Origin of the sequence: Patulibacter sp., from assembly GCF_030655195.1 — a bacterium.
GTDB lineage: Bacteria > Actinomycetota > Thermoleophilia > Solirubrobacterales > Solirubrobacteraceae > Patulibacter.
The window spans coordinates 19522-32817 of sequence record NZ_JAURWA010000195.1 but is presented as its reverse complement, the minus strand read 5'-3'; the positions used below and the strand labels follow the sequence as shown (position 1 = coordinate 32817).

The 13296-nt window shown below is 73.0% G+C and carries 11 protein-coding genes; 10 read left to right on the top strand and 1 reads right to left on the bottom strand.

Annotation, left to right across the window (positions count from 1 at the left end):
• Window positions 1-149 precede the first annotated feature (149 nt).
• The 5 genes from Q7T67_RS20705 to Q7T67_RS20685 all read left to right on the top strand — a co-directional run bounded on the left by Q7T67_RS20705 (window position 150) and on the right by Q7T67_RS20685 (window position 5713).
• Window positions 150-2162, top strand: coding sequence for an ABC transporter permease (locus tag Q7T67_RS20705; RefSeq protein ID WP_304794530.1), 2013 nt, complete (start codon window positions 150-152; stop codon window positions 2160-2162).
• Window positions 2159-2971, top strand: coding sequence for an ABC transporter ATP-binding protein (locus Q7T67_RS20700; RefSeq protein WP_304794527.1), 813 nt, complete (start codon window positions 2159-2161; stop codon window positions 2969-2971). Before Q7T67_RS20705 ends, Q7T67_RS20700 begins: the two co-directional genes overlap by 4 nt.
• On the top strand, window positions 2968-3699 hold the full coding sequence (locus Q7T67_RS20695) for an ABC transporter ATP-binding protein (RefSeq protein WP_304794524.1): 732 nt from the start codon (window positions 2968-2970) through the stop codon (window positions 3697-3699). Before Q7T67_RS20700 ends, Q7T67_RS20695 begins: the two co-directional genes overlap by 4 nt.
• Before the next feature lie 166 nt (window positions 3700-3865).
• Window positions 3866-5107 (top strand): ABC transporter substrate-binding protein, encoded by a 1242-nt coding sequence (locus Q7T67_RS20690; RefSeq protein ID WP_304794521.1) that lies wholly within the window; start codon window positions 3866-3868, stop codon window positions 5105-5107.
• 141 nt (window positions 5108-5248) lie between these two features.
• Entirely contained in the window at window positions 5249-5713 is a 465-nt protein-coding gene (locus tag Q7T67_RS20685) for a nuclear transport factor 2 family protein (protein ID WP_304794518.1), read from the top strand.
• Between the two features lie 47 nt (window positions 5714-5760).
• On the opposite strand, the gene Q7T67_RS20680 is transcribed toward Q7T67_RS20685, so the two are convergent.
• Entirely contained in the window at window positions 5761-6933 is a 1173-nt protein-coding gene (locus Q7T67_RS20680) for an acyl-CoA dehydrogenase family protein (RefSeq protein WP_370695435.1), read from the bottom strand.
• A 216-nt stretch (window positions 6934-7149) separates the two neighbouring features.
• Between Q7T67_RS20680 and Q7T67_RS20675 the strand changes: the two genes are divergently transcribed.
• From Q7T67_RS20675 to Q7T67_RS20655, 5 genes are all read left to right on the top strand, one after another.
• A complete protein-coding gene (locus Q7T67_RS20675) occupies window positions 7150-9006 on the top strand; it encodes a PEP/pyruvate-binding domain-containing protein (RefSeq protein ID WP_304794512.1) in 1857 nt (618 codons plus the stop codon).
• 149 nt (window positions 9007-9155) lie between these two features.
• Complete coding sequence (locus Q7T67_RS20670; protein WP_304794509.1) at window positions 9156-10403, top strand: 3,4-dihydroxy-2-butanone-4-phosphate synthase; 1248 nt, start codon at window positions 9156-9158, stop codon at window positions 10401-10403.
• 172 nt (window positions 10404-10575) lie between these two features.
• Window positions 10576-10986 (top strand): nuclear transport factor 2 family protein, encoded by a 411-nt coding sequence (locus tag Q7T67_RS20665; protein WP_304794507.1) that lies wholly within the window; start codon window positions 10576-10578, stop codon window positions 10984-10986.
• A gap of 40 nt (window positions 10987-11026) precedes the next feature.
• Window positions 11027-11788, top strand: a complete 762-nt coding sequence (locus Q7T67_RS20660; protein WP_304794504.1) for an SDR family NAD(P)-dependent oxidoreductase — start codon at window positions 11027-11029, stop codon at window positions 11786-11788.
• A gap of 274 nt (window positions 11789-12062) precedes the next feature.
• Window positions 12063-13157, top strand: a complete 1095-nt coding sequence (locus Q7T67_RS20655; RefSeq protein ID WP_304794501.1) for an LLM class flavin-dependent oxidoreductase — start codon at window positions 12063-12065, stop codon at window positions 13155-13157.
• Window positions 13158-13296 lie beyond the last annotated feature (139 nt).

Below are 13296 nucleotides of genomic sequence, written 5' to 3'. Positions count from 1 at the left end.
GCCTGCTCCGCCGGTTGTGGAGAAAACCACGAACGCACCCGACGAAACCCCCCGCACCTGCTCGGAGGCCCTGCGCAAGATCGGCGCGGAATGGGTCGGTCCCCCGCCGGAGGTGAGGGGGTCGGCGTCGGTGCGACGGAGGTGGGGCGATGAGCGATCTAGCGCAGTACGTGTTGTCGGGATTGTCGGCAGGGTGTGTGTTCGCCTTGGTGGCGTTGGGCTTCGTGATCGTGGCCAACGTGACCGGTGTCTACAACTTCGCCCAGGGTGATTACGTGATGGTCGGCGGCATGATCATGGTGGCGACCCAGACGGCCGGCTGGCCGCTCCTGGTCGGCGTCCTGACCTCCGCCGTGGCGGTCGCCCTCGTCGCCCTGGCGCAGGAGCGGTTGACCGTCGCGCCGGTCCGCAGACGGGTCGGGATGCTCGGGCTCGTGATCGCCAGCCTCGGCTTCGGCATCGTCCTGCGCGGTCTCGCGCTCCTGATCTGGGACAAGGACCCGCTGTCGCTCCCGTCCTTCCACGACGGCACGTTCGGGCTCCTCGGCGCGCGCCTCGACGACCAGACCTGGTTCATCTGGGGCACCACGGTCGTGGTCCTGATCGGCGTCGTCGGACTCTTCCGCTTCACCATCACCGGCAAGGCGATGCGGGCCTGTGCGTCCAACCCGACCGCCGCCCGGCTGCTCGGCATCCGCACGGGCCGCATGTCGATGTCGGCGTTCGTGCTCGCCGGCGCGATCAGCGGCACGCTCGGCGCGATGATCGTCCCGGTCTCGGGCGTCTCCTGGGACAGCGGCATCACGGTGGGCCTGATCGGCTTCATCGCCGCCGCGCTCGCCGGCTTCGAGCACCCCGGCCGGGCGGTCCTGGCCGGCCTGGGCCTCGGCGTCGTCCAGAGCGTCGGCGCCGGCGTGATCTCCTCGGAGTACCGCGACGCGATCGTCTACATGACGCTCATCGTCTACCTCCTCGGCCGCGACCTGTTCGACGCCGACGGCATGATCCGCCGGATCGTGGCGGCCCGCGCCACGAGCCGCACCAAGCGTCCGCGACGGGCGGTCAGCCGGGTGCCCGACGCCGGCGACGCCGTCCCCGACGGCCCCCGCTTCGCCTGGCCGATGCTCGTCCCCGTCGTCGCGCTGCTGCTCCTGGCCCTGGCGCCGTTCTTCCTGGAGTCCGGCAGCCAGGAGCTCTCCTCGGCGACCTTCGTCGTGCTCGCGGCGATCGCCGCGACGGGCCTGGGGCTCGTGATGGGCCTGGCCGGGCAGTTCAGCCTCGGGCAGGCGGCGTTCGTGCTCGTCGGCGGCTACACGGTCGCGATCCTCACCACCAAGCACGGCTGGGACCCGACCGCCGCGCTGCTGGCCGGCGTGGTCCTCTCGGTGATCGGGGGCGGCCTCATCGGCGCGATGACCCTGCGGCTGCAGGGCTTCAACCTGGCGATCGCCACGCTGGCGATCCACCTGTCGCTGCTCGTGGTCGTCTCGCAGGCGACGAGCCTGACCGGCGGGGCGCTGGGGATCATCGGCATCCCGACGCTCACCGTGCTCGGGCTCGACCTGGCCGACCCGTCCGACTTCTACTGGGCCGCGATGGTGGTGCTGGTCGCCTGCCTCTGGGTCGCCCGGAACATCTCCGGCTCGCGGGTCGGCCAGGCGCTGCGCGCCGTCGGCCAGGACGAGGACGGGGCCCGGAGCATGGGCATCAACCCCTTCCGCCTGAAGCTCGTGGTGTTCGTCGTGAGCGCCGGCATGGCCGGCCTGGCCGGCGGGCTCTGGGCGTTCACGCTGCAGTTCGCGGCCCCGGCCAACTGGGACTTCACGCTCACCATCAGCCTCGTCACCTACGTCATCGTCGGCGGCATCGGCAGCGTCTACGGCGGTCTGATCGGCGCGGTGGTCGTCGGCGGCCTCGAGTACTGGATCCGGTACCACGCGACCTCCGGCCTCGAGGGTGCCTCGCTGCAGTGGGAGCTGATCATGTACGGCCTGCTGCTCGTGGTCTTCGTCCTCTTCTTCAAGGACGGGCTGGCCAGGGCGTTCAAGGCCGACTCGGTGACCGGCGGGCTCGATCGCCTGCGCCGGCGGCGCACCTCCGCCTCCGGGCCTCCGGGAGCCGACATCCCCACGGCGGCCGGCACGAGCGGAGCGGCCCGATGAGCGCGGTGGAGCAGGTCGCACCCGGGACCCCGGCGCCGCCGGCCGCGCCCGTCCTGCGGGCCGAGGGCCTGCGCCGCACCTTCGGCACGTTCGTCGCGGTCGACGACGTCTCGATCGAGCTGCGGCCCGGCCGCGTCACCGCCCTGATCGGCCCCAACGGTGCGGGCAAGTCCACCGTCATCAACCTGCTCGCCGGGACGCTGATCCCGACGGCGGGTCAGGTGCGGATCGCCGACGTGCGCGTCGAGGGACTGCGGGCCGAGGAGGTCGCCCTGCGCGGCCTGGCCCGGACCTTCCAGACCCCGAAGCTCTACGAGGGCATGACCGTGCTGGACATGGTGATGCTGGCCCGCGACCGGTTCGGCCGGGCGTCGTTCCTGGAGATCGCCCTGCGCACGCCGCGCACCCGTCGCGACCGCCGGGCGTCGCACGCCGCGGCGATGGCGCACCTCGAGCGGGTAGGCCTCGCCCACCAGGCCGATCGGCTGGCGACCTCGCTGCCGGTCGGCAGTCAGCGGCTGGTCGACGTCGCCCGTGCGCTGGCGTCGGAGCCCGACGTCCTGCTGCTCGACGAGCCCGCCGCCGGCCTCGACCACACCGAGACGCACGACCTGACGGCGCTGATCCGCGAGATCGCGGCGGAGGGCCTCGCGGTCCTCCTCGTCGAGCACGACATGCGGATGGTGATGAGCATCGCCGACGACGTCGTGGTGCTCGACCGCGGGCGCCTCCTGGCGGCCGGGACACCGAAGGAGGTCGCCGCGGACCCCGCGGTGATCGAGGCCTACCTGGGGACGGTGGCGGCATGAGCGGGACGCTGGAGATCGCAGGACTCGACGCCGGCTACGGCCGTGTCGGCGTGCTGCGCGGGCTCGACATGGAGGTCCGGGACGGCGAGATCGTGGCCATCCTCGGCAGCAACGGGGCCGGCAAGAGCACGCTCCTGCGCACGATCAGCGGTCTGCTGAAGCCGACCGCCGGCACGATCCGCCTGGACGGCGCGGACGTCGCGGGCCGCAACCCCGAGGACGTCTCGCGATCGGGCCTGGTGATGGTGCCCGAGGGTCGTCAGCTGTTCTCGGGGATGACGGTGCGCGAGAACCTCCTGCTCGGCGCCTACGCGGAGCGCCGGCACAAGAGCGTCGTGCGGGAGCGCCTGGCGCAGGCCCACGCGCTGTTCCCGATCCTCGAGGAGCGGGCAGACCAGATCGCCGGCAGCCTCAGCGGCGGCCAGCAGCAGATGGTGGCCATCGGTCGCGGCCTGATGGCCGGGCCCAAGGTGCTGCTGCTCGACGAGCCGTCGCTCGGGCTGGCGCCGGCGGTGCTGGCCCAGGTCTTCGACGCGCTGCGCGCGCTGCGGGAGCAGGGCGTGACGATCCTCGTCGTCGAGCAGAACGTGATGATGACCCTGGCCCTGGCGGACCGCGCGTACGTGCTGCAGCGCGGCGAGGTCGTCATCGAGGGGACGTCGGAGGAGCTGCAGGCCGACGCCCGCGTGCGCGAGGCGTACCTGGGCTTCGAGGCGGCCGCGGCCTGAGCCAGGCGCCGACGTGTGGCGAGAGGTGGGTGTTTTGGAACTCCCCACGAAACGGCGCACACGTGGAGCGTTCTCACACTGCGGCCCCTCCTAGAGTCGCCTCAGTGACCAACACGGAGCACGGCACTGCCGGTTTCGAACACACACACGGAGAGAGGTGGGGCACATGTCGCGTCTGACGCAGATGGTGTCGGTTTGTGGGGTGGTGGTGCTGTCGTTCGGTGCCGCCGCGTGTGGGAGCAGCGACGACGGCGGTTCATCGGGCGGCGGGGGCGCGTCCTCCGGGCCGATCAAGATCGCCGGCTACATCGGGCCGGCGGCCCAGGGCGGCCCGGACTACCAGGACGGGATGAAGCTCGCCGCGAAGCAGATCAACGCCGCGGGCGGCGTCGACGGCCGGAAGATCGAGCTCGTGCTCAAGGAGACCGGGGCGACGCCGCAGGGCGCGGCCACGGCCTACCGCGACTCGGCCCGCGACAAGGCCGTCATCGGCGGCTTCAACGGGTCGGCCGGCGCGCTGGCCATCAGCGGTCTGACCGACCAGGTCAAGATGCCGGCCATCGCCGCCAGCGGCAGCGACAAGCTCATCGACCCGGTCAAGAAGTACATGTTCCAGAACTCCGCCGGCTCGGAGTACGCGACCTCCGCGATCTCGTACATGACCAACGTCCTGAAGAAGAAGTCGGTCGCGGTCCTGCACTACGACGCGGACTTCTCGACGGGCCTGGCCCCGGCGATCGAGGCGCGCTGCAAGGAGATCGGCTGCAAGGTCACCTCGGTCCAGGCGTCCTCGGGCACGGCGTCGACCGACCAGGTCACGGCGCAGCTGACGAAGATGAAGGCGTCCAACCCGGACGTCTACTACATCGAGACGCTGAACCCGAACGGCTACAAGGCCGCCAAGCAGCTCGGCATGTTCGACAAGCCGATCATCGGCGAGCAGTGGCTCTCCACCCCGGCCCTGGCCGCGGCCTGCGGCGTCAACTGCGAGACGGTGACCTACGGCGGGCACAAGTGCGCGCTGACGGACCTCGACCAGCTGAACGCGGACGACCCGATCAAGGCGTTCTGCCAGAAGTACGTCAAGGACTTCACCACGGAGTACCCGGACAAGCCCTTCGCGCTCTACTCGATCTACGGCTACGACGCGGTCAACACCTTCGCCGACGCGGCCCGCAAGGTGCTGAAGGCCGGCAAGGAGCTGACCCGCGACAACATCACGGCGCAGCTCGAGAGCGAGAGCGGCGACCTGCTGACGAGCCACGGCGCCGTCAAGTCCAGCCCGACCGACCACGCCCTCGTCGGCGAATGGGGCGAGGCCTACGTCGACACGCGCATCAAGATGAAGGGCAAGACCGTGACCTACGCCCTGGCGCCCGGTGCCGACAAGGCCGGCTCCACGCCGTAGGGCACCGCGGACCCGGCCGGGCGTCCCCGCGACGCCCGGCCGGCCCGGACGCCGGGGAGCCCGGCGGGGCAGCACCACCGATCCGAAGACCCTGGGGCCGCGCCGATCCGGCGCGGCCCCGCCCGACCGCAAGGAGACCCCATGACGGACCCCACCGATCGACTGGACGTGATCGACCTGATGCACCGCTACGCGACCGCCCTGGACACCCGGGACTGGGAGCTCCTGGCCGAGGTCTTCACCGAGGACGGAGCGACCGACTACGGCGAGCTCGGCGGCATCAACCGCGGACCCGACGCCATCGCGGCCCTGTGCCGCGGCGCGCTGGCCGGCCTCGACGCCAGTCAGCACCTCATCGGCAACGTCACCTGCGCGCTCGACGGCGACGTCGGCACCGCGTCCTGCTACTTCCAGGCGCAGCACGTCATCGCCGGGGCCGACGGCGGGGACCACCTCCTCGTGGGCGGCTCCTACACCGACGAGCTTCGCCGCGTCGACGGGCGCTGGCGGATCGCGCTGCGCACGCTGACCCCGACGTGGAGCTCCGGCAACCCGGAGATCTTCCGGATCGGGGCCGAGCGGCTCGCGGCGGCGGAGCCGGCCTGAAGCGCGAGAGGGGCCGACGGCGTCGGCCCCTCGTCGTCCCGCCCGGCTCAGCCGGCCGCGTCCGGCAGCGGGTGACGCGCCAGCTCGGCGCGGGCGATCGTCATCCGATGGACCTCGTCCGGACCGTCCACCATCCGCATCGTGCGCGCGTGGGCGTACATCTCGGCGAGCGGGAAGTCGTCGCTGACGCCGGCGCCGCCGTGCACCTGGATCGCGGCGTCGACGACGCGCTGCGCGACCGCGGGGGCGGCCACCTTGATCGCGGCGATCTCCGTCCGCGCGTGCTGGTTGCCGACGGTGTCCATGAGCCACGCCGTCTTCATCGTGAGCAGCCGGATCATCTCGATGTCGATGCGGGCGTCGGCGATCCAGTCCTGCACGTTGGCGCGGGAGGAGACCGGCCTGCCGAACGTGACGCGCTGCTGCGCGCGCAGGCAGAGCAGCTCGAGGGCGCGCTCCGCCAGGCCGATGGTGCGCATCGCGTGGTGGATGCGGCCCGGTCCGAGTCGCGCCTGGGCGATGCGGAAGCCGTCGCCCTCCTCGGCGACGACGTGGTCGACCGGCACGCGGACGTCCTCGAAGAGCACCTCGCCGTGGCCCTCCTGGTGCTGGTACCCGAACACCGGGAGGCTCCGGAGCACCCGCACGCCCGGGGTGTCGGCCGGCACCAGGACCATGCTCTGCCGGCGGTGGCGCCCGGCGTCGGGATCGGTCTCGCCCATCACGATGAAGACGCGGAGGTTGGGGTGCAGGGCCCCGGTGGTCCACCACTTGCGCCCGTCGATGACGTACTCGTCCCCGTCCCGTCGGATCCGTGTCTCGATGTTCGTGGCGTCGGAGCTGGCGACCGCGGGCTCGGTCATCGCGAACGCCGAGCGGATGGAGCCCTCGAGCAGCGGGTCGAGCCAGCGCTCCCGCTGCTCGGGCGTCCCGAAGAGCGTCAGCACCTCCATGTTGCCGGTGTCCGGCGCGTTGCAGTTGCAGGCCTCCGGGGCGATCCGCGACCGCCCCATGATCTCGGCCAGCGGCGCGTACTCGACGTTCGAGAGACCGGGCACCGACGGGTGGACGTCCGCGTGGGGATGGAACAGGTTCCAGAGCCCGCGGTCCCGGGCCTCCTCCTTCAGCTGCTCCATGACCGCCGGTTGGTGGTGCGGGTCGCCGGCGGCACGGAGCTGGGCCTCGTAGACCGGCTCCGCCGGCAGGACGCGGTCGTCCATGAACTCCCGGAGGCGACCCTGCAGGTCCAGGGTGCGGTCGGTCGGCTCGATGTTCACGGTGCTCCTTCGGCGCGTGGGCGGGAGGACCCCGACCGTCCTGGATGCAACCACCCGTCCGGGCCGGGCGGTGGGCCACGAGGGACGCTCTTGGAGCCGCCCACAAGTCCGGTGCCGCGGGGGCCGGGTCCGCTCCCGGCGGCGGTCCATGATCGCTCCATGCGGGGCCTGCGACGCGACGACACCGGGACGGCGGTCTTCCCGTTCGACCGCAGCCCGGGCAGCCGGTCGCTCCTGGGTGCCGAGGGCGCGGGTCTGGCGCGCCTGTGCGAGCTCGGTCTGCCGACACCCCCGGGGTTCACCATCAGCACCGCGAGCCATCGCTCCGGCGGGCCGGACGACGTGCTGCCCGCGACGGTCTGGGAGGACGTCCGGGCACGGCTCCCGGGGCTCGCCGGGGACGTGCTCGCCGAGGTCGGCGAGGCGGGCATGCCCCTGCTGCTGACGGTCCGCGTCAGCGCCCCGGTCCACATGCCCGGTCTGCTCGGACCGGTGGTCGACCTCGGGATGGGCGAGGGGACGCTGGCCGCCGTGGCCGCGGTCGCCGGTCCCGCGTTCGCCGGCAAGCGGTACCTGGCGTTCCTGCGGTCGTTCGGCAGCGAGGTCCGCGGGATCCCGGTCGAGCAGATCGACGGGGAGGCGGGGCGGCACGCCGATCCGCTCGGCGCGGCGCACGCCGTGCGGGCCCTGCTCGACGACCTGGGCGACCCCGTCCCGGACGACCTCGAGGACCAGCTGCGCGAGACCGTGGTGGCGGCCCGGGCCTCCTGGAGCAGCCCGGACGCGGTCGCGTACCGGGACCGGGCGCAGCTGTCCGACGACCACGGGGTGGCGGTCGTCGTCCAGGCGATGGTGCACGGGGACCGGGACCTCGACTCCGGCCGGGGCGTCGCGTTCTCCCGGGATCCGGCCACCGGCTCGCCGAGCGCCACGGGGACCTTCGTCCCGCACGCCTCGGGCGGCGACGCGGTCCCCGGCCACCTCCCGCTGACCGCGATGCGGGCACGGCTGTCGACGCCGCTGGCGGAGCTGGATGCCGCGCTGCCGCTCGTCGAGGCGTCCTACCGCGACATGTGCGCGGTGGACTTCGCCGTGCAGTCCGGACGCCTCTGGTTCCTGCGCGCGAAGCCCGCGGCGCGCAGCGGGCCCGCCGCCGTCCGGATCGCGGTCGACCTCGTCGACGACGGCCTGATCACGACGCCGGAGGCGCTGGCCCGGATCCCCCTCTCGGTGATGGTCCGGCTGCAGGCCCCGGTGTTCGCCCGCGACCAGCACGTGGAGGTCCTGGCGCTCGGCGATCCGGCGGCCCCCGGCGCGGTGAGCGGCGTGGTGGCGTTCCACCCCGAACGGGCGTCCGCGCTCGCCGCGGCCGGCGCCGACGTCGTGCTGATCCTGCCCCGGGTGCGGCGCGGGGACGCCCGCGGCGCGCTGGCGAGCGTGGCCCTGGTGACCTCGGGCCCGAGCGTGCCGGAGCCGGAGGCCCTCGAGCGCTATGCCCGCCCGACGATCTTCGGCGCCGCGGCGATCGAGATCGACCCGGACGGCCGGCGCGCCACGGTGTCCGGTCGGCCGCTCGTGGAGGGCGACGTCGTCTCCGTGGACGGGACCACCGGTGTGCTGATGGCCGGAGCGGTCCGCATGGTCCCGGCGCAGCCCGATCTGCGGATCGCGCGCGTCCTGCAGTGGGCGGACGAGCGGCGGAGCGTCGACCTCGTCGCGGCGGCCCCCGCCGGCGCGGTGGTCGTGCACGGCCCCGACGAGGTCGCCGCGCCGGTCGACGGCCCGGCGGTCGTCGACGTGCCGCCGGCGGCGGACGGCTGCGCGATCCCGCTGGCCCGGACGGTCGGGGCCCTGATGGACGCCGGTGCGTCCTCGCTCGTGCTCAGGGTCGCCGTCGGCCCGGGGATCGACGGCGTCCGGCCCCCGGCCGGTCCGTGGACCGCCATCGTCGCCGACCGGCACTCGTGGGCCGTCCGGCTGCTGGCGGGGCGCATCGAGGTCGTCGGGACGACCTGACGGTCGGTCCCGGGCACGCGGCGACCGGTCGACGGGCCGTCATCCGGCGCGCCCCACGGCGACCGCCCGGATGCGCCTCCTTGGAGACTTCTCCACATGGCCATCGGCGGGCCGGAGCGCTCCGCGGGGCGACGCGGACAGGATGGGCGATGCGCGTGAGTGCGACCGTCGAGCTGCCCGGCAGCGAGGACCCGCGGCACGGAGCCGGTCCGGGCCGCGGGCCGGGAGCATCCGGGATCCGGGGCCTCGTCCCCGCGGCGGAGGACGCGTCACCGACGGCGTTCGGCTGCGCGGCGGTCGAGCTCTCCGAGGCGGCGGCGGCGCGGCGGGTGGACGAGGCGGTCGCCGCGCTGCGCGCGGGCCGCAGCGTGCTCGTGGTGGACGGTGCGGGCGGCGGTACGGTGGTCGCGACGGCGGACGCCGCGGACGCGCGCACGGTGACGTTCATGGCGGTCCATGCCCGCGGTCTCGTCCAGCTGGCGCTCACCCCGGAGCGGTGCGACCGGCTCGGCCTGTTCGCGATGGTGCGCACCGGAGGCGACCGGCCGGCGACGGGGATGACCCGGTCGATCGAGGCCCGTCGCGGGGTCGGGACGGGCATCTCCGCCGCAGACCGCGCCCGGACGATCGCGGCAGCGATCGCGGACGACGCGGCGGCCGACGACCTCGTCGGCCCCGGGCACATGTTCCCGGTCCGCACCCACGTGGCAGGGGTCCGCGGGGCCGCCGGCCCGGCGGAGGCGGCGGTGGACCTCGCCCGTCTGGCGGGGGCACGCCCGGCGGGCGTTCTGTGCGTGGTCCTCGACGACGAGGGCGCCGTGGCGACCGGCGACGCGCTCCGGTCGTTCGCCGTCCGCCACGGCCTGCGCTCCGTCGCCATCGGGGACGTGGTGGCCCGGCGCGCGGCGGCGACGCCGCAGCTCGAGGTCCGGCGGGACGAGGTGATCGGTGCCGGTGGAGGTGCGGGCTCGCGCATGGTGCGCTTCCGGTCCCTCGACGACGGGGCGACGCACGTCGCGTTCGTGCGCGGCGACGTCGGCGACGGTGCGGCGGTCCCCACCTGGATCGGCGCGCGCGACGTCGTGGCGGGCGTCCCGGTGGGCGGCCCCGGCGGATCGGACGCCGCACGCGCGCTGACCGCCCTGGGGCGGGCGGGCCGGGGCGTCGTGGTGCTGGCCTCGCGGCCGTGCGCGGCGCCGCACGGCGTCGTCGCCGCGGGCGGCGTCCCGGGGGACGTCTCCGCCGGCCGCAGCGGGCGGCCCGTCGACGTCGGGGCGGCCGTCCTGCGCACGCTCGGGGTCCGGCGCGTCAGGTCCCTGCTGCCCGGCGACGCGGAGCTGGCCGCCCTCGGACGTCGCGGTCTCGTGGTCGAGGGCCCCGTCGTCGACGCGGCGTGAGGTCGGCGCTCGGCCGCCGCGACGCGGGACCGGCACCCGATCGCCGCGCCTCCGTGGAGGCGATCCGGGGAGGGTTTCGGAACGAACTCCAAACGAGGCGGATGACCCCCTCCGGGTGGTGAGTGCCCCGGCCTAGTGTGCGACCACGATCAACCGAACGTGAGGGACACCGATGGCTACCACCGAGAACAAGACCAGCCGACAGGTCGTGGAGGACTTCCTCGAGACGTTCTCCACGGGCAACGTGGAGAACATCCTGGACAGCATGACCGACGACGCCACGTGGTGGGTCGCCGGAACCATGGAGGGCATCTCCGGCACCTACGACAAGCAGCAGTTCGGAGAGCTCACGGGCGGCATCGCGGCCGGCGCCAAGACCGGCGCGATCACGCTCACGCCGCACGCCTGGACCGTGGACGGCGATCGCGTCGCCGTCGAGACGGAGTCCTACTGCGAGCTCAACAACGGCCGCGTCTACAACAACCTCTACCACTTCCTCTTCGTGGTGAAGGACGGGAAGATCCAGCGCGTCAAGGAGTTCTTGGACACCGAGCACACCGTTGCGGTGTTCCTCACCCCGTAGCGGTCGCCCCGCACCACCACCGCCACCACAGAGGACACACATGAGCTCGTTGAAGAACAAGGTCGCCATCGTCACCGGCGGCGCCCAGGGCATCGGTCAGGCCATCGCCCGTCGCCTCGGGAGCGAGGGGGCGATCGTCGTCATCGGCGACCTCCGGGACGACGACACGACCGCCCGGTCGATCACGGACGCCGGCGGCACCGCGGAGCACCACGTCTTCGACGTGCGCGTCGAGGCCGACTGGAAGGCCCTGGTCGACGACGTGGTCGGGCGCCACGGTCCCGTGACCCTGCTGGCGAACGTCGCCGGCGTGGTCAACATGCAGTCCGAGGACGAGGTCACGGGGCTCACCGAGGAGGCCTGGGACACCGTGATCGACACGGACCTGAAGGGCGTCTGGCTCGGGATGAAGCACGCGATCCCGTCGATGGTCGGGGCCGGAGGCGGCAACGTCGTCAACATCTCGTCGCTCGCGGCGCTCAAGGGCATGCTGAACCTCGCGTCCTACTCGGCGGCCAAGGCCGGCGTCATCGGGCTGACGCAGCAGGCCGCCTACAGCTACGCGGAGAGCAACGTCCGCGTGAACGCCGTGGCGCCGGGCACGATCGACACCCCGATCCTGGCCGACATCACCCCGGAGCAGAAGGCGATCAACGCCAACGCGCACCTGATCAAGCGTCTCGGTCGTCCGGAGGAGATCGCCAACGCGGTCGTGTTCCTGCTCTCGGACGAGGCGTCGTTCATCACCGGGCAGACGCTGCCCGTCGACGGCGGCTGGGAGATCAACGGCCGCAACCACTGAGGGAGGGACGGGGCTCCGGCGCGCCGGTGCGGCGACCGGACCCGGGCGTCGGAGGATCGGACCGGTGGGGCCTCGCGGCCTCGCCGGTCCGTCGCCGTTCCGGGGTCCGGCGCCGGCGTCCGAGGGCCTGCGAACCGGTTCGTAGAACCCTACGAAAGGGCCCCGAAGGTCCTCCCGGCGGGGACCCCGGGCCGAACTACGTTGGCACCACGGCTGCACGAGGGGCAGCGACCAGACACTCACCCGCCTGCGGGCGGAAAGGACGGGACCTCCCATGGACGTCGGTATCCAGCTCATCTTCCAGAACACCCACGACGGCATGTCCGACGCCGACATGTTCCGGTCCGAGACGGACCTCGCGATCCACGCCGAGACGGCGGGCTTCGACTACGTGATGGCTCCCGAGCATCACTTCGATCCCAACTACTCGATGATGCCCGACAACATGCAGTTCTCCGCCCATCTGCTGGCGAAGACGAGCCGCATCAAGGTCGGCACGGGCGCGATCATCCTGCCCTGGTGGCCGAACCCGCTCCGCGTCGCCGAGAAGATCGCGATGCTCGACATCCTGGGCGAGGGACGCTTCATCCTCGGCTTCGGGCGCGGTCTGGCGCGCGAGGAGTACGAGGCCTTCGGCGTCGACATGGCCGAGGCCCGTGGGCGCTTCGACCAGGCGGCCGAGATCATCCTCGACATCCTGGACACCGGCGTCGCCGAGTACGACACCGAGTTCTTCAAGCAGGAGCGCGTCGAGATCCACCCGACCCCCGAGCGCGGCTGGCGCGACCGGGAGTTCTTCTCGGTCGCGATGACGCCGGACTCCGGCGTGGCCGCCGCGAACCTCGGCGGCACGATGATGTCGTTCGTCCAGCTCCCCATCGAGCAGCACGCCGAGGCCATCGAGGCCTGGCGCGCCCGCTGGCGCGAGGTCCGCCCGGCCGTCGAGCCCGGCGCCCCGCTCCTGACGGACTTCACGTACTGCCACGAGGACGCCGAGGTCGCCGAGAAGGTCGCCCGCGAGTACCTCTCCAAGTACTACCTGTCGGTCATCAAGCACTACGACTTCAACGGCGACCACTGGGGCAAGACCAACGGCTACCAGGCCTACCAGGCCGGCGCCGACGCGATCAAGGAGGCCGGCCTCGAGGCGGCCTGCGAGGGCTTCATCGCCTCGCAGTGCTGGGGCACGCCCGACCAGATGGTCGAGAAGTACCAGCAGCGCTTCGACCTCATCGGCGAGCTGCGCTGCTCCATGGCCGTCTCCTACGCCGGGATGCCGCACGACATGGTCCGCGGCAGCATGGACCTCATCGGCGAGAAGGTCATCCCGCGCCTGCACGAGTTCTCCGCCGCGCCCGCCGCGGTCTGATCGCGGAGGTCGGCGGCGCGGTGCCGCCGACCTCCGCGGGTCGCAGGACCCGCGCGCATCGTCCCGCCACGGGACGCGCCCGGAGCACGGCCGGCGGAGACCCCGCCGGCCGTCATCCGTCCCCCCCCCAGAAGCACCA